General features: G+C 46.2%; 22 protein-coding genes. 15 read left to right on the forward strand and 7 right to left on the reverse strand.

The genetic code is table 11. From position 1 onward, the window contains the following. Positions 1–4 precede the first annotated feature (4 nt). Entirely contained in the window at positions 5–544 is a 540-nt protein-coding gene (locus AC1DYT_RS08160) for a PRC-barrel domain-containing protein (protein WP_477469133.1), read from the forward strand. 55 nt (positions 545–599) lie between these two features. On the opposite strand, the gene AC1DYT_RS08165 is transcribed toward AC1DYT_RS08160, so the two are convergent. Together AC1DYT_RS08165 and AC1DYT_RS08170 are read right to left on the reverse strand one after the other, a co-directional pair. Further along, the gene (locus AC1DYT_RS08165) at positions 600–923 is read right to left on the reverse strand and encodes a hypothetical protein (RefSeq protein WP_477469134.1); all 324 of its coding nucleotides are present in this window, start codon (positions 921–923) and stop codon (positions 600–602) included. Positions 924–928: 5 nt separating this feature from the next. Next, complete coding sequence (locus AC1DYT_RS08170) at positions 929–1,057, reverse strand: hypothetical protein (RefSeq protein ID WP_262710286.1); 129 nt, start codon at positions 1,055–1,057, stop codon at positions 929–931. A gap of 210 nt (positions 1,058–1,267) precedes the next feature. Between AC1DYT_RS08170 and AC1DYT_RS08175 the strand changes: the two genes are divergently transcribed. From AC1DYT_RS08175 to AC1DYT_RS08220, 10 genes are all read left to right on the forward strand, one after another. After that, positions 1,268–1,462: a cold-shock protein gene (locus AC1DYT_RS08175; RefSeq protein WP_067193409.1), complete on the forward strand. Its 195-nt coding sequence runs from the start codon at positions 1,268–1,270 to the stop codon at positions 1,460–1,462. 91 nt (positions 1,463–1,553) lie between these two features. Beyond that, positions 1,554–1,691, forward strand: a complete 138-nt coding sequence (locus AC1DYT_RS08180) for a hypothetical protein (protein ID WP_477469135.1) — start codon at positions 1,554–1,556, stop codon at positions 1,689–1,691. 228 nt (positions 1,692–1,919) lie between these two features. Then, the gene (mgtE, locus tag AC1DYT_RS08185; RefSeq protein ID WP_477469136.1) at positions 1,920–3,275 is read left to right on the forward strand and encodes a magnesium transporter; all 1,356 of its coding nucleotides are present in this window, start codon (positions 1,920–1,922) and stop codon (positions 3,273–3,275) included. 86 nt (positions 3,276–3,361) lie between these two features. Continuing rightward, the gene (locus AC1DYT_RS08190) at positions 3,362–3,751 is read left to right on the forward strand and encodes a GxxExxY protein (RefSeq protein WP_477469137.1); all 390 of its coding nucleotides are present in this window, start codon (positions 3,362–3,364) and stop codon (positions 3,749–3,751) included. Between the two features lie 158 nt (positions 3,752–3,909). Then, positions 3,910–4,926, forward strand: a complete 1,017-nt coding sequence (bioB, locus tag AC1DYT_RS08195) for a biotin synthase BioB (protein ID WP_477458991.1) — start codon at positions 3,910–3,912, stop codon at positions 4,924–4,926. A gap of 4 nt (positions 4,927–4,930) precedes the next feature. Further along, positions 4,931–5,617 (forward strand): DUF6624 domain-containing protein, encoded by a 687-nt coding sequence (locus AC1DYT_RS08200; RefSeq protein WP_477469138.1) that lies wholly within the window; start codon positions 4,931–4,933, stop codon positions 5,615–5,617. 60 nt (positions 5,618–5,677) lie between these two features. Then, positions 5,678–5,992, forward strand: a complete 315-nt coding sequence (locus AC1DYT_RS08205; RefSeq protein WP_128533661.1) for a ferritin family protein — start codon at positions 5,678–5,680, stop codon at positions 5,990–5,992. A 127-nt stretch (positions 5,993–6,119) separates the two neighbouring features. Then, the gene (locus tag AC1DYT_RS08210; protein WP_477469139.1) at positions 6,120–6,695 is read left to right on the forward strand and encodes a hypothetical protein; all 576 of its coding nucleotides are present in this window, start codon (positions 6,120–6,122) and stop codon (positions 6,693–6,695) included. Then, positions 6,676–7,581 carry an SAM hydrolase/SAM-dependent halogenase family protein gene (locus AC1DYT_RS08215; protein WP_477469140.1) on the forward strand — a complete coding sequence of 302 codons (906 nt, stop codon included), beginning with the start codon at positions 6,676–6,678 and terminating at the stop codon, positions 7,579–7,581. The genes AC1DYT_RS08210 and AC1DYT_RS08215 overlap by 20 nt, the downstream gene beginning before the upstream one ends. A gap of 98 nt (positions 7,582–7,679) precedes the next feature. Next, positions 7,680–7,877: a hypothetical protein gene (locus tag AC1DYT_RS08220; RefSeq protein WP_477469141.1), complete on the forward strand. Its 198-nt coding sequence runs from the start codon at positions 7,680–7,682 to the stop codon at positions 7,875–7,877. A gap of 29 nt (positions 7,878–7,906) precedes the next feature. On the opposite strand, the gene AC1DYT_RS08225 is transcribed toward AC1DYT_RS08220, so the two are convergent. The 3 genes from AC1DYT_RS08225 to argB all read right to left on the reverse strand — a co-directional run bounded on the left by AC1DYT_RS08225 (position 7,907) and on the right by argB (position 10,867). Beyond that, positions 7,907–9,106 (reverse strand): MFS transporter, encoded by a 1,200-nt coding sequence (locus AC1DYT_RS08225; protein ID WP_477469142.1) that lies wholly within the window; start codon positions 9,104–9,106, stop codon positions 7,907–7,909. Between the two features lie 152 nt (positions 9,107–9,258). Next, positions 9,259–10,074 carry a pyrroline-5-carboxylate reductase gene (gene proC / locus AC1DYT_RS08230; RefSeq protein ID WP_477469143.1) on the reverse strand — a complete coding sequence of 272 codons (816 nt, stop codon included), beginning with the start codon at positions 10,072–10,074 and terminating at the stop codon, positions 9,259–9,261. Position 10,075: 1 nt separating this feature from the next. Continuing rightward, positions 10,076–10,867 (reverse strand): acetylglutamate kinase, encoded by a 792-nt coding sequence (gene argB / locus AC1DYT_RS08235; RefSeq protein ID WP_477469144.1) that lies wholly within the window; start codon positions 10,865–10,867, stop codon positions 10,076–10,078. Between the two features lie 419 nt (positions 10,868–11,286). On the opposite strand from argB, the gene AC1DYT_RS08240 reads away from it, so the two are divergent. The 4 genes from AC1DYT_RS08240 (at position 11,287) to AC1DYT_RS08255 (ending at position 16,611) form a co-directional block, all read left to right on the forward strand. Further along, positions 11,287–11,655 carry a BlaI/MecI/CopY family transcriptional regulator gene (locus tag AC1DYT_RS08240; RefSeq protein ID WP_477469145.1) on the forward strand — a complete coding sequence of 123 codons (369 nt, stop codon included), beginning with the start codon at positions 11,287–11,289 and terminating at the stop codon, positions 11,653–11,655. Continuing rightward, on the forward strand, positions 11,652–13,838 hold the full coding sequence (locus tag AC1DYT_RS08245; RefSeq protein WP_477469146.1) for a M56 family metallopeptidase: 2,187 nt from the start codon (positions 11,652–11,654) through the stop codon (positions 13,836–13,838). The genes AC1DYT_RS08240 and AC1DYT_RS08245 overlap by 4 nt, the downstream gene beginning before the upstream one ends. A gap of 188 nt (positions 13,839–14,026) precedes the next feature. Then, positions 14,027–15,325, forward strand: a complete 1,299-nt coding sequence (locus AC1DYT_RS08250) for an NAD(P)/FAD-dependent oxidoreductase (protein WP_477469147.1) — start codon at positions 14,027–14,029, stop codon at positions 15,323–15,325. 44 nt (positions 15,326–15,369) lie between these two features. Next, complete coding sequence (locus AC1DYT_RS08255) at positions 15,370–16,611, forward strand: cation:proton antiporter (protein ID WP_477469148.1); 1,242 nt, start codon at positions 15,370–15,372, stop codon at positions 16,609–16,611. Between the two features lie 175 nt (positions 16,612–16,786). On the opposite strand, the gene AC1DYT_RS08260 is transcribed toward AC1DYT_RS08255, so the two are convergent. Further along, positions 16,787–17,398, reverse strand: coding sequence for an FMN-binding negative transcriptional regulator (locus tag AC1DYT_RS08260; protein ID WP_477469149.1), 612 nt, complete (start codon positions 17,396–17,398; stop codon positions 16,787–16,789). Between the two features lie 60 nt (positions 17,399–17,458). Then, positions 17,459–18,406 (reverse strand): Rossmann-fold NAD(P)-binding domain-containing protein, encoded by a 948-nt coding sequence (locus tag AC1DYT_RS08265; RefSeq protein WP_477469150.1) that lies wholly within the window; start codon positions 18,404–18,406, stop codon positions 17,459–17,461. Between the last annotated feature and the right edge of the window lie 102 nt (positions 18,407–18,508).

Below are 18,508 nucleotides of genomic sequence, written 5' to 3' on the forward strand. Positions count from 1 at the left end.
CAGCATGGCTTCAGCAGATAAAACATACGATCACAGTAAATTGGAAGAACTTAGCGAAAGCTGCTATGAAATAGTCGACGGGCAACCCGATATACAAGGCTGGGACGTAAGGGATTCCGCAGGCAATAAGATAGGTGAGGTAGACGAGCTCTTGTTCGACCCGCAGGCGCGCAAGGTGCGCTACATCATCCTGCATATGGAAAACAACGATATAGGCCTGGAAGATGGCCGCGTGTTCCTGCCCATCAGCCTTGCCATTTTTCAACAGGATAAAGATAACGTGGTGATGCCTGGCATTACCAAAGCCCAACTGCTGGCTCTTCCACTATACGAAAAGGGGAGAGCGATAACAGAAGAGGTAGATCAGCAGTTGAATAATGTGTTTGCGGCGCATGATGCCAACGCTGCATCCTCCGGCGACATGTACGACAAGGGGCAAACCAACGAAACCAAATTTTACGGAAAACAGCAGCAACAGCAGCTGGGCGCGGTTACAACGGTAAGCCAAAGCTATTTGGACGAACCGGAGAAAGATAAGCCTTAAGTCGAAAGTCTGAAGTAATATATATGACTTCAGACTTTCGGCTTAGGACTTATAACTAGGTGCGTGGCCTTTTCAAATTGTAGGCAACCAGGTAATTTAAATTATCGGTAACTACGGTGCGTTTGTCAAGCGATTGCTCGTCGCGGCTGAAGCTTTGGTTAAGGCGCGATTTTATCAGGTGGAACACTTCCAATACCGCTTCGGGTAGCATTTTTGTAGCTATGGTAGGGTAGTAGGTTTTTTGCAGACGGGTTTTCTCTGCATCGCCCACCAGGCTAAACTCCCAAACATCATCGGCCTTAAAGCCATGCTCTCTTGCGGTGTTCATTAGGTCGTACAGGTAAAGGCGGGTTTGGTTTTCTATTGTCTTTTCGTCCATGCTGATTATTTTTTCTTAGAGGTAAGGTCGGCAGATGAAGTGGTTTTGCCCGACTGGTATGAGGATACTTTTTTGTTTACGTTAACGCTTTTTTCTTTCTTGACTTCCTTAACCTGTTTCTTGTCTTTACTCATGATGTTTGGTATGATAGATTAACTGAAATAAATAGCCGCCTCGCTATAAGCGCAGCAGATGTTTTAGGGATGTATTGTGGTAATGGTTTAAATATACCTTTATTTATTGAAAATGAGGGTGTTTTTAAATTAAATTGAAGTAAAAGTTTAAATAAAAAGTTAATGCCATATATTATGGCTACCTTGCACACTTATTAAAACAATATTATAATGTCAAAAGAAGGAACTGTAAAGTTTTTCAACGTAACGAAAGGCTTTGGCTTCATATCACAAACTGATAACAGGAGCGACGTTTTTGTACACTCAACTGGGTTGATCGATACTATCCGTGAAAACGATAGTGTTACGTTCGACGTAGAAGAAGGCAAAAAAGGCCTAACAGCGGTAAATGTAAAAGTAGTTTAACAAAATCACTATAAAATTTAATCGTAAGCATCTGCTGTTATGGCAGATGCTTTTTTATTTAAAATAATTCCCAAACTTACCCAAATACCCGATGGCAAAATCGCAGGCAACTTTCATGAAAAAACAACTGGAAAAAAACCGCCGGATTAAAAAGGAAGACAAGGCACAGCGCAAGCAGGAACGCAAAGATAATCCCGGCAGCAGCGACCTCGACAGCATGATGGCCTAAGTAAACGAATTCGGCGAAATTACCGCTACGCCCCCCGAAAAATAGGCTCTGCGCCCGCAAGGCTTAAGTCTTAAACACAAGCACCCCATAATTCTTAATAGCCAATATCGGCTGCATCTGGCGGCGCTATAATTGCCGGCAAGCTAACCGCTACACCCGGTTAAAAAACGCTTCCTAATTCAATAATCATAGCCGCTCTTTGCCCAAAATTCCCTAATTTGCATGCATATGCAATCTTTCGAAATCGATAAATCCGACCTGCTGCGCTTTAAAACGGCGCTTGAAGGTGATGATGCTGGTTTAGAGGCGGTTCTGGACGAGTACCACGCCTCCGAGATTGCTATCCTGTTCGAAAAATTGCCGCAGGAGGCCAAGGAGCGCATCATCAATTTGCTGCCCGCCGATATTGCATCGGAAGTGCTCTCGGAGATGACGGAGGAATCGCACCCGGAGGATTTGTTGCTGAATATGCATCCCGACAAACGGTCGGACATTGTAGAGGAGCTGGATTATGACGACGCAACAGACATTATTTCGCAGCTGGAAGAACACGAGCAGCACGAAATTCTGCAGGATATAGACCAGGAAGACGCTACCAACATACGCGCGCTTTTAAAATACGACGAAGATACCGCCGGCGGCATCATGAACTCCGAGATTATCAAGGTGAACATCAACCTCGATAAAAAAGACGCATTGGACGAGATTATCCGCCAGTCGGAAGAGATGGAGGAGTTTTATACGATATACGTAGTTGATGATCATGATATATTACAAGGCATACTCTCTATAAAATCTATCATTAAAGCCCGGCATGATGCCAGCGTGAGCGATTTGGTGGTGAAAGACTTTGTGTACGTAAAAGCCGACCTTGACCAGGAAGACGTAGCGGGACTTATCTCCCAATATAACCTGACGACTATCCCTGTAGTAGACGATAACATGAAGCTGCTGGGCCGGGTTACGGTTGATGACATCATCGATGTAATGGAACAGGAAAGCACCGAGGATATATTGAAGATTGCCGGTGTATCTGAAGACGAAGAACTAAGTGGTAACTGGAAAGAGGCCGTAAAAAGCCGCCTGCCCTGGCTGGTGATAAACCTGGGTACGGCTTATCTTGCAGCATCCATTATCAGGCGTTTCGGTACTACGGTAGCGCAGTTACCGCAGATCGCTGCTTATATGACTATTATTGCAGGCATGGGCGGCAACGCGGCAACACAATCGCTGGCGGTAACGGTACGCAGGATATCGCTGAGCGACCTGAGCGATGCCCAGGCCTATAACACCGTATTAAAGGAGTTTTTAGTAGGCTTACTTAACGGTGCTGCAAACGGCCTCATTGTTTTCGCTATAGCCATGTTTTACGACGCCGACCCCAAGCTGGGCCTGGTTTTGTTTCTGGCCATGACGGGTAATTTGGTAATAGCCGGGCTTACGGGCGCCACCATTCCATTGGTATTAAAAAGGGTAGGGATAGACCCGGCGGTGGCCTCCTCTATCATCATCACAACCTTTACCGATTGCGCAGGCTTTTTGCTGCCGCTGTGGCTGGCAAGCCACTTTTTACTGCAGCGTTAAAAGAGAACAGCGTATTATGATGGATTTAGCAAGAAGTTGTTTCTCGCAAAGGCGCGAAGGCGCAAAAGAAGGAAAAATGGAATGATTTGGCCGGAAATATGGACGAAAATGAGCTTTCTAAGATAATTGTACATGCAGCTTTCGAAATACACAAGCAGTTGGGGCCGGGCTTATTGGAATCAGTTTACGAAGAAATATTGTATTTCGAATTGGTAAGTAAAGGATTAACAGTTGAACGCCAGAAAGGGATAACTGTATTGTGGAAAGAGCTTAAAATGGACATAGGATTTAGAGCGGATTTGATAGTTGAAAATAAGGTAATTGTTGAATTGAAATCCGTGAGTAATTTATCTCCGGTGCATTCCAAGCAGGTTTTAACCTATTTGCGACTATCTGGCTGCAAACTCGGGCTTTTAATAAACTTTAATGAGTTGTTGATTAAAGACGGAATAAGCAGGATTGTAAATAACCTTTGAAAATCTTAATTCTTTGCGTCTTAGCGCCTTTGCGAGAGATAAAACGCCCAGGAAGCAATCAATTTAACTATTTGCGTCTTAGCACCTTTGCGAGAAATAAAATTTAACGAGTAAGAATAGTAAATAAACTTTAATATTTGCATCAAATACCGATAACGATGACTGAAGTAAGACATAACTGGACACAGGAAGAAATAGCCGAAATATATCACTCCCCATTGCTCGACCTGGTTTACAGGGCGGCCAGCATCCACCGCGAAAATAAGGACTATGCAGAAGTGCAGATAAGTTCCCTCATCTCCATTAAAACAGGCGGTTGCCCCGAGGATTGCGCGTATTGTCCGCAAGCTGCGCGTTACAATACCGGGGTTGATGTGCATGCCATAATGCCTAAGGAAGAAGTTTTGGCTGCTGCGCAGAAAGCTAAGAACGGTGGGGCAAGCCGCCTTTGCATGGGTGCCGCCTGGCGCGAGGTACGCGATAACCGCGATTTCGATAAGGTGCTGGACATGGTAAAAGCCGTAAACTCGCTGGATATGGAAGTTTGCTGTACGCTGGGCATGCTTACCGAATCGCAGGCGCAAAGGCTTGCAGATGCCGGGCTTTACGCATATAATCACAATCTGGATACATCCGAAGATGACTATAAACGCATCATCACCACCCGCACTTACGACGACCGCCTGCAAACCTTAGAGCACGTGCGTAAGGCCAAAATATCCGTTTGCAGCGGTGGAATCATTGGCCTGGGCGAAACCGAAGCCGATAGGATATCTATGCTGAAAACATTATCCAATATGCCGAAGCACCCGGAGTCTGTGCCGATTAATGCCCTGGTACCTGTACAAGGTACACCGCTGGCCAATCAGCCCCGCGTTTCTGTTTGGGATATGGTGAGGATGATTGCCACCGCCCGCATCGTGATGCCTAAAACCGTGGTAAGGCTATCGGCAGGGCGTACGGAGATGAGCACACTGGAGCAAGCTTTCTGTTTTATGGCAGGTGCTAACTCCATCTTCGCAGGCGAGAAATTGCTGACCACGCCAAACCCATCCTTCGATGAAGATATGGCGATGTTTGAACTGTTGGGCTTAACACCACGCAAAGCCTTCAAAAACGGCAGGCCGAATGTTTCTAAGGAGATAAGGGAAATGAGTATTAACGAGGTGATATAGAGGTATGAAGCAGTTGGTTTTAGGTTTATTGCTATGCTGTTTGGCAGTTGTTGGGAAAGCCCAGGGGAAGATCAACAGGGTGCTTAAGCACGAATTAGACAGCATTTATAAATTCGACCAAAAATATCGCGAACTCGCCTCCATAAAACTGGACAGCAACCAGGTTGATTCGATATCAAAGTTATACCATCTTAGTAAAACGAACCTTGGCTCCGGGTTGATGACGCTGCAGTCTAAGGTGGATTCTACTAATCTGAAACGAGTAGTGGAAATTATAGCGCAGTACGGCTACCCGGGTAAATCCATTGTAGATACGCCAACCAACGAGGCTGTGTTTTATGTTTTACAACACTCCTCTGTTATTGATAAATATTTGCCGCTGGTAGAAAAAGCCGCTAATGAAAAAGAACTGCCATTTTACCTGTACGCGATGATGAAAGACCGATCGTTAATGTACAACAAACAGGAACAGATTTGGGGTTCGCAAGCTCGGGGGCAATCTATTATGAACAAGGTAACACGCGTAAACGAGTTTAAATTTTTCATCTGGCCTATTGCCGACGCTGCAAACGTTAATAAACGGCGTAAGGAGGCAGGCTTTAAACAAACCGTTGAGGATAATGCAAAGCGGCTGGGTATAACCTACAAGGTTTATACTTTAAAACAAGCCCTTAATAACGAAATAGAATAAGCTTATTTACACAAAAACAAATTGCCATAATATCCCTTTTATATCCTAAAAAGGAATATTATGGCATTTGACCAATACCACGAACCACCCGAAGAACTTTCGGACAAGACCCGCACTTTTGCCCGCATGATCGTCTCTCTTGGCGAAGAAGCCGAGGCAATAAACTGGTACGAGCAACGCATCTCGGTAGAAAAAGACAAGCAAGCCAAAGCCATTATGCAGAATGCCCAGCACGAAGAGTTCAAGCACTTCGGCATGGACCTGGAATTCCTGCTGCGCCAGAAACCCGTTTGGCGCAAAACCCTGCAGGCCATTTTATTTAAAGAAGGCGATATTGTAGAACTTGGCGAAGAAGGCGAGGAAGCATCGGAGTAAAATCGCTATATTCAGCCTTAAAATAATGGAGCGTTTAAAGCTGCTGTTATTTGTTGATAAGCTTCCTGATGCAAATTAAACGTATTCTCGCAGTGCTTTTGTAATAGCAGTTAACTATTACCTGCTAATGTTTTTTATAGGCATATTTCTTATCCTTTTAACGGTTTTTTTTGGTCCTCTAAACCCTTTATTGTTGCTGGCTGCTGTTATTTTGCCTCTCGTACTTTGTATTGTTTATCAATTTCAACGTAACCGGTGGCAGTTGTTCACCATCGGCGAAATTATTATTGCGACAGATAGCAAAACAGATATCCTCGCTCAAACTAAAAAGTTTCAAATAAGCCGTGTGCCAATTTTTGTGTTATTGACGCTGATATTAATTATAAATGGAAATTTGCTCGACGGTTTAGGAGAAGGGCAGGAGTATCACTTTTCCTCCGTGGTGCTGTTCAGTATATTTTTTGTACCGATGTATTATGGCAGTAAGAATTTCTTTATCAACCCCGAAATACCTCCTATAGCACTTCAATCAGCAGGCCTTTTATTTATAGGGTTTGCCTTCCGAAAAGGCACCTATCTTACTGTAAGCACATTTACACTTTATTGGTGCCTTGCGGTAATTTGGCTGATTATAGGTCTGATTTATAAATGGAAAGCTGTTAAACCTACTGAAACCGACTCACATGAGAAAAGCATTATTTAGCGGGCTTTTCGCCGCATTTCTGTTATTGCCGTTTAGCCGCGCGTCAGCCCCAAATAACATCGTCGTACTCCAAACCGATTTTGGCTTAAAAGATGGTGCTGTTTCGGCAATGAAAGGCGTTGCTATGAGCGTATCGCCGGGATTGAAAATCTTCGACCTCACGCATGAGATACCCAATTACAATATCTGGGAGGCATCGTACCGCCTGTTCCAAACCATCAATTACTGGCCCAAGGGCACGGTGTTTGTTTCGGTGGTGGATCCCGGCGTGGGTACTTCGCGCAAATCCGTAGTGATGAAAACGAAGACCGGGCAATACATCGTTACGCCGGATAATGGCACGCTCACCCACGTAGCTGAAGCGTTTGGCGTGGCCGAGATCCGCGAGATAGACGAAGCTGTTAACCGGCGGAAAGAATCGGGGAAATCGTACACCTTCCACGGTCGCGATGTGTATGTTTATACGGCTGCGCGCCTGGCGGCCGGTGTTATTACTTATCAGCAGGTAGGTAAAGCACTTCCGAATGAAGTTGTTAAGATACCTTACCAGCATGCTACCTACACCAACGGCGTATTAAAAGGCACTATCGATGTGCTCGACGTTCAATATGGCAACATTTGGACGGATATTAATGACGACCTGGTTGCCAAACTCCACCTCAAGTATGGCGACGTGCTGCATTTCAAAATATTTAGTAAAGGCACGCCCGTTTACGAAGGCGATGCGCCTTACAGCAAAACCTTTGGCGATGTGCCGGAGGGCAAGCCGCTGGCTTACCTCAATAGCCTGCTGCAATTATCCTTCGCCCTCAATATGGGCAGCTTTGCCGATACCTACAAAATAGGCAGCGGCAGCGATTGGAGCTTGGAGGTAGTGAGACGTTAAAAGGTTGTAAGGTTTGAAAGTTGAAAGGTTACAAAGTTGAAATGTTAAGAGGCCAACTTTTCAACCTTAAAACTTTGTAACTTTACAGCTCAAAACAAATGAAACGGATTAAAATCAACACCACCTTTGAAGAAGACGAAGAAGAACGCAGGCAGTTCTTTGCCGGGCTATCTTATTCGGAGAGGTTGCGGTATCATTTTGAGTTGAGGAAAATGTTTAACTTTCAAAAAACGAAGCCATCCGGTAGTCGCACTTTCACTATACATACCTCCACTAAGTTAAAAGAGGCCGTTTAGATGAATTGAAAAGAAACCTTAATAAAATCCTAACCCAGCACCTCCACCTCAATAGCTTCCGTTTTTTTAACCGGCTCCCTCCGCAGGTACATATAAGCCAATGCAATTACGGTTAATGCGGCGGTGGCGTAGATAATATACGGCACTTGCGTAATTACGTCCTGGTAATACCAGCCGGCCACTAAGGCACCTAACCCGATGCCCGCTTCTAAAGAGATATACATAGTGGCCATTGCTTTGCCACGATGGTTGGGGTGGCTCATGTCAATTGTCCAGGCGTTGAGGGCGGGGGAGAGAACGCCCTGCGCTATTCCATAGAACACTGCGCCCAGCATCAGGCCCGCAACGGTTTGCGCATAGGCCACAATTACCAGCGCAAATACCAGCAATATCAGCCCTGTTTTGATAACCAGCAGCCTGCCGTATTTATCAGATACCTTGCCCGCAACAAATCGAATTATAAGCGAGGCGATGGTAAATACCATGAAAAACAAGCCCTTGTTGGCTATGCCGAGGTGATGACTCCAGTCGGGGATGAGGGTGAGGATGGCGCCATAGGATAGGTAGGATAACAGCGTTACAATACCCGCCGGCAAAACCTCAACCGCGATAATATCCTTACGGGCTATTTTGAACATGCCCAGGTTAAAGCGTTCACGGTCTTTGAGGGTTTCGCGCATGTTCATCAATATCACAATCGACATCAGCGCGAAGAAAGAGGACGTATAAAAAAGCGTATTGAGCGAGTGCGACATGCGGATAGCGCTGCCAATTGCCGGGCCAACGGCCATACCGGTACTAAACAACAGGCCGTGAATGCCCAGTGCTTCGCCCCAGCGTTCGCGGGGCACGATATCTGCCACGTAGGCCGCAGTAGCCGTAGGCTTAAAGCCGGTTGAAAAACCGTGCAGCAGCCTCAGGAACAAAAGACCCGATACCGAGCTTAAAACAGGATATAAAAAACCGCATATAAAGCAAACGATGGAGCCAACAGCCATTACCGGCACCCGGCCAAGCTTATCGGTAAGCCTTCCACTGAACGGGCGGGAAATGCCCGCGGTAAGGGTAAATAATGCCACGATAAGCCCTTTGTGCTCGCCGCCGCCCATACTGCTGAGATAAGCAGGCAACTCGGGTATCAGCATATTGTAACTCGCCGAAAACAACAGCGAGCTGAAGCAAACCATCGCAAAATGGATATTATAGATAGGATTTGCGGGTTTGGTCATTAGCAATTGTAAAATATAAGGACCGCAATTTAAAATTTATGCTTTAAAAAGCGCACAGTAAAAGGAATTTGGATTGAAGAGTAAGGAAGCAAGAATCAAGAAAAAATGATGCGAAGTCTTGTCTCCTGACTCTTGATTTCTTGCATCTCTTTTTACTCGCTCTTATAAAGCACCCCTGCCTTTTCCGCAGATGTTTTGATGCCTTTTATCATAGCGGAACTGAAGCCGTTGTGCTCCATTTCGTTAAGGCCGGCTATGGTGCAGCCCTTGGGCGATGTTACCTTGTCTATTTCCTGTTCGGGGTGCGAGGCTAGCTGCAGCAGCAAATCCGCGGCGCCTTTGGCGGTTTGGGCAGCCATCTTCAGGGCATCGTGCGCGTGGAAACCTATCTCGGTGCCGCCCTGGGACGCCGCGCGGATAGAACGTAGGAAGAAGGCGATGCCGCAGGCACAAAGCGCGGTGGCGCTGGTCATCAGTTCCTCGTTTATTTGGATGGTAACGCCAACTGTATCGAACAACGATTTCACCAGGCTAACGTTGGCATCAGATGCGGTATCGGTGGCAATGCAGGTCATGCTGTGGCCTATGGCAATGGCAGTATTAGGCATGGCGCGTATCACCTGTACATCCAATGCAAGCTGCTTGCGTATGTCCGCGCAACTTACGCCGGATACCACCGAGATAAGCAGGTGCTTAGTTTCGTCGACGGCAGGCTTTACCTCATCCAGCAATTTGTTCAATTGTTGGGGCAAAATAGCCAGTACTACTATGTCGCCTTGCTTTACGGCTTCGGCGTTGTTGGCCGTTACATTGTAGCCCTCGGCGGCCAGGCTTGCAAGGGCAGCCGTATTGCGGCGGGTAAGGGTAATTTGTTGCGGGGTAAATATTCCTGCTTTTACCAATCCTTTAGCTAAAGCTAAACCAATGTTTCCGCTGCCTAATATGGCAATATGTTGTTGTGTGCTCATGTTATTTACTTAAACGCGTACCAAAGCCTTGTTTGTTTTTTAGTTGTCCCAAATCGTCGGAGTGGCCTATGATAACGGCCTTAACGCCCATAGATATCGCACTAAAAGCATTGTCAAGTTTGGGCAGCATGCCGCTATGTATTATTTTTTCGTCTTTTAGTTTTTCGTAGCGTGCGGGGTCTATCTCCCTTATCAGCGAGTCATCGTCGTTAACATCCATTAAAACGCCTTTTTTCTCAAAGCTGTATATCAGCGTGGTTTCGTATAGTGCCGATAATGCGACCGCCAGTGCTGAGGCAATGGTATCGGCATTGGTGTTCAGCATCTGGCCCTCGCCATCGTGTGTTAAAGCGCAAAAAACGGGGGTGAAGCCGCCATCAAGCAGTTTGCCAATGTTGGCCGGGTTGATAGAGCCCTCGAACAAATCGCCGACGAAACCGTAATCTATCGTTTTCACCGGGCGTTTTTTGGCGCGGATGAAACCACCGTCGGCACCGGTAAGGCCGATGGCGTTGGTGCCGTAGCGTTGCAGTTGGGCCACGATGTTCTTATTGATCAGCCCGGCGTAAACCATAGTAACGATGCGCAGGGTATCTATATCGGTAATGCGGCGGCCATCCACCATCTGGGCCTGTATGCCCATGCTTTCGCCTATCTGGGTAGCCACCTTGCCGCCACCATGTATCAGTATTTTGTAGCCTTCCAGCGCGGTAAAATCCTTCAGGAAACGGTGCAGGTTTTCCGAATTATCGATAACGTTTCCGCCTATTTTAATGATGTGCAGGGCTTGCATGCTATAATATATAAGTCCGATGGCAATTATAGGGAATTTTTGGGGGATGTGTCAGGATTAATTAACCGCAAAGGGCGCAAAGATTTGCAGGCTGATGAGCGCAAAGAACACCAAGCTTTGCAAATTTTAATTATTGGCACGCAAAGGCGCTAAGGCGCAAAGTTTTAAATAATGGTTATTTTAATATTGCCGCGATTGAAATTCGATTAAGCAGGTATAATTTCACTTATTTCTCTTAGCGCCTATGTGATAAAAAATTTCCACTTGCAAGGCTTTGTGTTCTTTGCGTTTTTCCTTTGAGTCCTTTGTGGTTAAATTAATCAGCTTATTATCAATAAATTATAAATTAAAACTGTAAAATCAATTATATAACGTAAAATATAGTTGTAAAACTGAAAACTAAGTTATATATTTGATTTATGGAAGAGTTAACCCGTACCGAAGAACGCGTAATGCAGATTTTATGGAAGCTGAAAACGGCGTTCGTAAAAGATATCATAGATGCCTTGCCCGATGACCCGAAGCCGCCTTACAATACGATATCATCAGTTGTGCGCCTGCTGGAGAAGAAAGGTTACGTAGCCTACAAGGCCTACGGGAAAACCTATGAGTATTTTCCGGCTATCAGCAAGGCCGATTACCGCAAGGAGTCGTTCAAGAAAATGTTCACGGGCTATTTCGATAATTCAGTGGAAAGTCTCTTATCCTTCATGGTGAAAGAGGAGAAACTAAGCGACGGAGATATCAAAAAAATACAGGAAATGATCGAAAAAAACACCAAAAAATGAAAGCATTCATCTACCTGCTGCAGGTATCGGCTTGTACCGGTATCTTCTATTCGTTCTACTTCCTTTTTTTAAGGAGGCTGACCTTCTTTACGCTTAATCGCTGGTACCTGCTGGCTACTTTGCTGCTCAGCCTGGTTATCCCCTTATTAACTTTTACCGTAGATACGGTTGCGCCATCGCCGGTAATGGAACCGGTTATCTACGTGCAGGATATGCAACGGATAACGCAGCCAGGTATGCAAATGACATCGGCGGGCGAAACATCTCCGCCACCCTTCGATTGGATGGCCGCGCTTAAAATGGGTTATATGGTAGTGGCAGGCTTATCCATAGCACACCTCATTTTTACACTTGCTGTATTCCTGTTACAACGTAACAAAAAGGAGTTAATGCATATAGGTAAGGTGAGGGTGCTGAGGGGTGGCAAAAAGTTAGGTAACAGTTCCTTCCTGAATGTGATTTTCGTTAACGACGAGGAACTATTGCCCGATGAACTCCGGCAAATTATCGCTCACGAATTGCTCCATGTAAAACTCCTGCACTCCGCCGATAGGATTTTGGCACGCGTGGTGCAGGTCGCGCTCTGGTTTAACCCCTTTGTGTACCTGTACATCCGCTCGATAGAAGAGAACCACGAGTTTGAGGTGGATCGTATAGCCGCCGGCGACGACGAAAAGGGCATTTATGCGCAGTTACTATTCAAACTCGCTGTTTCGGGCCAGAGTTACCTGTTCCACGGATTTAGTAAAGTGCCGCTTAAAAAGCGCATCACCATGTTATTTAACAAACCAACCTCAAATATGAAAAAGATAATTTACCTGCTTATTTTGCCTGTTGTGCTTATAAGCTGCCTGGCTTTTGCCAACCTGCGTTCTGATAGAAAATTCAGCATCATCAACGACCTGAGCACACTAGGTGCAAAGCCTCTGGTGTTGATAGATGGCAAAGAGTACGATTCAGATATTATTTACAAAATAAGCGGCCACTGTGTGGCAACAACCAGTACTTTTCAGGCCCCGGTTACCAAGGAAGAGTATAAAAAATATGCCGGTAAAATGGATGACGGACTGGTTGTTTTTACCACCAACAACGGCAATATAACCTATCAGACCCCTATAGAAAAAGAAAACCTCGCCAAAAAAGCTGCCGTACCGCAAAGCCGGTTTTTTACCAGGCTCCAATTAAGGCGCGAAGATGGCACCTTATATGAGGAGGGTATTGTAAAACTGCCAAATAAAGGTACTATTTCCAGCGAGTTTATGGTTGGTGAGAAGGTTGTTTTCCTTATTGGAGGAAAGGCGTACCCCGAAACCCAGGTTAATCAGGTAGCGGCGATGTTACGGAAGCACCCTACCGGCTCCTATAGTGCAGGCCCGGTAAAAAGTGACCCGCATCTTATTAATGCTGATTACAGCGCCTATAGCACCTATTATTATTTTTGGATGGATACAACGCAATACCGCCAGAAAGTTTACCGTAATGGTAAACGCGAATTACCAAACCGTAAGGCTTTCGAGGATTATAAAAATTCTGCGCAGGGAAAACATGACATGGCTGCGTCAAGAAGGGTATCGGGCAAAACGCTTACTTTTAAAGTAACAGGCACGGTAGATACCACTTACCAAAACATGTTTGTCGGCCACCTTAAAGGTTATAAGATAATGCAGGGTGACGATGAGTACGTGTTGCAAACAGGAGGGAAGTACAAGGCCTTAGAGGGCTTGCTACAGCCGGGGGATGAAGTAGTGATAAAAGCAGCTATGTGCCTCTATGGTAATAATTCACCATTGACTATTGCGCCGGAAACCGTTACCAAAGGCGGCAAAGTCATTTTTCAGGCCGAAGAGGAGGAGCAACCGAAATACGCGTTCTTGTATGAAGCCAATAAAGTGCGGTTTACCGACGGTAAAATAACCGACATACAAAAATACCCCAACGGAAACTGGAAAAGCGCTGTTGTGCAGGTAGCCAGCGGTTATCGGATAAAATTCAACCTTAAACCATCGGCACCAGCCGTAAAAAACATTGCCGCCGGCGACCGCGTGTGGCTCCGTTTTGTACATGAAGCAAAAACCGGCGCTATGGAGTACACCGTTAACGATTGGGTATCTCTAAGCAATAAGGTAAGCGATTACGGCATCAAAAACCCGGATTACTTTTATAAGTTTTACGAGAAGATATAAAGTTTGCACTTGTTGAGGCAAAATATCGCCAGCCGGAAAGTTGAGTCTTTTCGGCTTTTTTTTGTGTGTTTGCGAAGGGTATGCCGCCATAAAAAAATTGCCATAAAAAAACACATTTTCCTATTATCCTGTTTAGCTAAGCAAATTCCGGCGGTATAATTGTTAATTTGCTGCCCTTATACATAGCTATGGATAATAACAAAAAAGCAAAGCCCCGGGTGCTCATTATAGGCGGCGGTTTCGCCGGCATACAGTTGGCCAAGAATTTAAAACACGCCCCGGTTGAGGTTTTGTTGCTCGATAAACATAATTACCACACCTTCCAACCATTGCTTTACCAGGTGGCTACGGGTGCCCTTGAGGGCGATTCTATCGGCTTCCCCATCCGCAGGATATTCGGCAGGCAAAAGAATTTTACCTTCCACCTGGCCGAAGTGCAAAAGATTGATGCCGCAGCAAAAGTAGTAACCGCCAATATTGGCGATATCCACTACGATTACCTGGTGATAGCCACCGGCGCCAATACCAACTATTTCGGCAATAAGGAACTGGAGCATTATACGCTACCCATGAAAAATATTGCCGAAGCCTTGAACGTGCGCAGCCTCATTATCCAGAACCTGGAAAAAGCGCTGGTTACTTTCGACGCTGCCGAACGCGAAGCCCTGCTTACCTTCGTGGTAGTGGGCGGAGGGCCGACGGGAGTGGAACTGTCCGGCGCCATAGCCGAGCTGCGCAAGTACGTGCTTTGTAAAGATTACCCCGGCCTTTGCCAGGAGGACATGAAAGTGTACCTGGTAGAGGGTAAGGACAGAGTGCTTGGTGCAATGTCGGAACAGGCATCTGTAAAAGCAAAAAAATTCCTGACGGATATGGGCATCTCCATTTACAACGGCGTGCACGTAGAAAGCTACAACGGCGATATACTGAAGATAGATAATGGAGTAGACATTAAAACCCGCAACGTATTCTGGGCTGCAGGCGTGCGCGGAGAGATGCCCGAAGGCCTGTTGCCGGAAGCTATTGCCAAAGGCGGCCGCATACAAGCCGATGAGATAAACAGGGTGAAAGGTTATGATAATGTTTTCGCCATAGGCGATGTATCTTCGGTAGTTAGTGAGGCCAACCCAAACGGTTTCCCCGGCGTAGCGCAGGTTGCGCTGCAGCAAGGTAAACAGCTGGCTAAGAATCTGGTATGTATTATTAATAACCAACCCACTACGCCCTTTAAATACAACGATTTGGGTACCATGGCCACCGTTGGCCGCAATAAAGCCGTTGCCGATTTGAAGCACCTGCATTTCCAGGGGTTTTTTGCCTGGATACTATGGATGTTCGTGCACCTGCTTTCATTGGCGGGGTTTAGCAATAAATCTATCGTGTTTTTCAACTGGGCAGTGAACTACTTTACCCGCAACAGCGATAACCGGCTGGTAATACATGCATACGATACTAAAACTATGGCTACAGACCCTGTGGCCAGGTAAAACTATTAAGCGGGGCTTTGGTTATAAAGTCTTTACCGTAATATATGCACCTGTTCCTCGTTATTGCGCTGCTGGTAATGGTAAGTGCGCTGTACTCTTATATCAATGCCCGGTTCTTGAAACTACCGGGCACCATAGGCATTATGGCCCTGGCTATCATCGGTTCTATATTGACCATTGCCATAGATAACCTTAACCCGGGCGTGGCGCGCTATCTTACCGTACTTGCCAAAAACATCAATTTTTCTACCACGGTGCTTAATATTATGCTGGGCTTCCTGCTGTTTGCCAGCGCATTTAAAGTAAACGTGCGCAAGTTGAAGCGCGAAATGCGGCCGGTGCTGATATTAAGCACGTTGGGGGTAATCCTATCTACGGCCATCTTCGGCACGTTACTTTATTATGTAGCCCGTTTTATAGATGTGAAGATACCCTATGTGTACTGCCTGCTTTTCGGCGCATTGGTGTCGCCAACCGATCCGGTGGCGGTAGGGGCTATTATACGCGGCTCCAGGTTGCCATCGAGCCTGGAAACTATCATTTCCGGCGAATCGCTATTCAACGACGGCATCGGGCTTGTATTATTCATTACACTGCTGGAGATTACCCGTACCGGAGCAGAGAACATCGACTTTGCTAAGGCGGTGCTCCTTTTTGTGCAGGAAGTGTTCGGAGGCATTGCGCTTGGGGCGGTAACGGGCTGGCTGGCTTACCGACTGATGCTTTCCATCAATGATTTCCAAACCATAGTGCTGGTTTCTTTAGGGTTGGTGATGCTCAATTCCGTTGTAGCCGAATGGCTGCATCTCTCCATACCATTATCGGTGGTTACTGCCGGCCTGCTGGCGGGAGGGCGTTCTATCAACGCCGATAACAAAGAGCATTCGCATGAGGCATTGGAAAAATTCTGGGGGCTGATAGACGAGATGCTGAATACGATGTTGATTGTGATGATAGGCCTGCAGATGGTGAATTTGCCCTATATCAAGAATTATTACCTCACTGGCGCAATCGGTATAGTGGTGATATTGATAGCGCGCTGGCTTAGCATCGCACTTCCGTTAACCTTTCTAAGGCGTTCATTAAATGTGAGTTATAGTAACGTGAATATCCTGACCTGGGCAGGGGTGAGGGGCGGGATAACCATCGCATTAGCGCTGGCCCTACCGGCATCGCCATACCGGCATTTTATCCTTTCGGGGAGTTATTTTATCGTGATATTCTCCATCATTGTGCAAGGTTTGACGCTGAATAGGGTGATTAATGCGTCGTATAAGGCGAAGTAGTAGTGGCAGTAGCAGTAGCAGTAGCAGTATGCTGTGGCAGAACATTCCTCACCACGGCGTCATTGCGAGGTACGAAGCAATCTCCCGGCGAGCAGAGCCGCTCTGCAAATCCGCTTGTCCAACGTAGAGATTGCTTCGTACCTCGCAATGACGCGTGGGAATAAGCGATTAAAAACTACCTCTTCTCCTTCGCCATATATGTTGCGATTTCTATCTCATTTTTGTCGGCAGAACCACTAAATGATTTGATAATATTCTCCCGTTCGATATCCGTGCGGTTTTGGCTCAACTTCTTTTTGCCTTGCAGATCATCCACTACAATTTCGAAAGCGGTGATGCCATTCATCATCTTAAGCTTATAATCATCAGGGAGTTGGGCCCATTGCTTCAAGTAATTTGCCTCATAGAAACCAATCATTTTTTCAAGCAAATTGGCCACTTCGGCTTTGTCGTCTATTAAACTTGCTTTGCCGTAGGCGTGAATGGCAAGGTAGTTCCAGGTAGGTACGTTTGTTGCTTTTTCGTAATTAGTCGGGGATATATAAGCATGCGGTTCGGTAAAGATAACCAAAGAGGTTTCATTAAAAACTGCTGCAGATTGCGGGTTTGCTTTGGCAAAATGGGAGATAAGCACAAGTGCATCGCCCCGTTGCTCCACGATGAAAGGCAGGTGGGTGGCCTCGGGCACGCCATCTATATTCGTTACGATAGTTGCAAAGCTATACTTCTGCATGAAGCTGATAGTTTCCTGATTATCTGTTAATTGGAAATGCTTTGGCGTGTACATAGCGGGATAGAATCAAGACATTAAGAATCAAGAAGCAAGACAGGAGGAAGGCAGCTTTTGCTACAACGCTTCCAGCATCTGCTTCAATACAGCTTGTGCCGCCCAAACACGGTTACCCGCCTCATGGATTACAACGGACCTGTCGCTATCCAATATCTCAGACGAAAGTTCCAGATCGCGCCTTACGGGCAGGCAATGCATTACTTTGGCGTTTGGCGCATCCTTCAGCTTATCCAGGGTAAGCATCCAGTCCTCGTTGCCGGGTAGTATCTTTCCATAAGGCTCGTAGGCCGACCAGTTTTTTACGTAGATAAAATCAGCATCCTTTATAGCTTCATCCTGGTTGTGGGTGATGGTAGCGCCATTGGTGAATTCTTCAGAAAGCTCGTATCCGGCCGGCTGAGCGATGGTGAAATCTACATCGCCCTTGCACATCCATTCGGCAAAAGAGTTCGGTACAGCTTGCGGCAGGGGCTTTATATGCGGCGCCCAGGTCAATACCACCTTAGGGCGTGCGTTTGTTTTCAGTTCTTCAATCGTAACCAAATCGGCAAGGCTTTGCAAAGGGTGGCGGGTTGCCGACTCTAAGCTTACAATCGGCACTTTACAAAACTCAACGAACTTGTTGAATATCAACTCGCTATAATCTTCTTCGCGGTTCTTCAGGCCAGGGAAAGAGCGTACGCCAATGATATCTGAATATTCGCCCATAACCGCAGCGGCTTCGCGGATGTGTTCTACAGTGGTGCCGTTCATGATAACGCCATCCTGCAGTTCAAGTGCCCAGCCTTCTTTATCAATATTGAGCACGATAACGTTCATGCCCAAATTTTGCCCGGCCTTTTGGGTACTGATGCGGGTACGCAGGCTTGGGTTTAAAAAAACGAGGCAAAGCGTCTTGTTTTCACCCAAATGCTTGTTGACAAAGGGGGTTTGTTTCAGTTGCAATGCTTCGGCAACAAGCGCCTGTACATCGGTAACATCATTAACAGAAGTAAATAGTTTCATTTTTGCCTCGTTTTAGCCTCACTAGCCTTTTAGCCTCACCCTAAATCCCTCTCCAAAGGAGAGGGACTTCAAGAGCAGTTTTTAAAAGACCCGCGAGGGGTT

It is taken from the genome of Mucilaginibacter sp. P1_D10 (genome assembly GCF_056406215.1).

Bases quoted from the DNA above. Each gene is read 5' to 3' on its own strand.
- AC1DYT_RS08160 (WP_477469133.1), top strand. From the start codon at position 5: ATGGCTTCAGCAGATAAAACATACGATCACAGTAAATTGGAAGAACTT.
- AC1DYT_RS08165 (WP_477469134.1), bottom strand. From the start codon at position 923: ATGGACGAAAAGACAATAGAAAACCAAACCCGCCTTTACCTGTACGAC.
- AC1DYT_RS08170 (WP_262710286.1), bottom strand. From the start codon at position 1,057: ATGAGTAAAGACAAGAAACAGGTTAAGGAAGTCAAGAAAGAAAAAAGC.
- AC1DYT_RS08175 (WP_067193409.1), top strand. From the start codon at position 1,268: ATGTCAAAAGAAGGAACTGTAAAGTTTTTCAACGTAACGAAAGGCTTT.
- AC1DYT_RS08180 (WP_477469135.1), top strand. From the start codon at position 1,554: ATGGCAAAATCGCAGGCAACTTTCATGAAAAAACAACTGGAAAAAAAC.
- mgtE (WP_477469136.1), top strand. From the start codon at position 1,920: ATGCAATCTTTCGAAATCGATAAATCCGACCTGCTGCGCTTTAAAACG.
- bioB (WP_477458991.1), top strand. From the start codon at position 3,910: ATGACTGAAGTAAGACATAACTGGACACAGGAAGAAATAGCCGAAATA.
- AC1DYT_RS08200 (WP_477469138.1), top strand. From the start codon at position 4,931: ATGAAGCAGTTGGTTTTAGGTTTATTGCTATGCTGTTTGGCAGTTGTT.
- AC1DYT_RS08205 (WP_128533661.1), top strand. From the start codon at position 5,678: ATGGCATTTGACCAATACCACGAACCACCCGAAGAACTTTCGGACAAG.
- AC1DYT_RS08210 (WP_477469139.1), top strand. From the start codon at position 6,120: ATGTTTTTTATAGGCATATTTCTTATCCTTTTAACGGTTTTTTTTGGT.
- AC1DYT_RS08215 (WP_477469140.1), top strand. From the start codon at position 6,676: ATGAGAAAAGCATTATTTAGCGGGCTTTTCGCCGCATTTCTGTTATTG.
- AC1DYT_RS08220 (WP_477469141.1), top strand. From the start codon at position 7,680: ATGAAACGGATTAAAATCAACACCACCTTTGAAGAAGACGAAGAAGAA.
- AC1DYT_RS08225 (WP_477469142.1), bottom strand. From the start codon at position 9,106: ATGACCAAACCCGCAAATCCTATCTATAATATCCATTTTGCGATGGTT.
- proC (WP_477469143.1), bottom strand. From the start codon at position 10,074: ATGAGCACACAACAACATATTGCCATATTAGGCAGCGGAAACATTGGT.
- argB (WP_477469144.1), bottom strand. From the start codon at position 10,867: ATGCAAGCCCTGCACATCATTAAAATAGGCGGAAACGTTATCGATAAT.
- AC1DYT_RS08240 (WP_477469145.1), top strand. From the start codon at position 11,287: ATGGAAGAGTTAACCCGTACCGAAGAACGCGTAATGCAGATTTTATGG.
- AC1DYT_RS08245 (WP_477469146.1), top strand. From the start codon at position 11,652: ATGAAAGCATTCATCTACCTGCTGCAGGTATCGGCTTGTACCGGTATC.
- AC1DYT_RS08250 (WP_477469147.1), top strand. From the start codon at position 14,027: ATGGATAATAACAAAAAAGCAAAGCCCCGGGTGCTCATTATAGGCGGC.
- AC1DYT_RS08255 (WP_477469148.1), top strand. From the start codon at position 15,370: ATGCACCTGTTCCTCGTTATTGCGCTGCTGGTAATGGTAAGTGCGCTG.
- AC1DYT_RS08260 (WP_477469149.1), bottom strand. From the start codon at position 17,398: ATGTACACGCCAAAGCATTTCCAATTAACAGATAATCAGGAAACTATC.
- AC1DYT_RS08265 (WP_477469150.1), bottom strand. From the start codon at position 18,406: ATGAAACTATTTACTTCTGTTAATGATGTTACCGATGTACAGGCGCTT.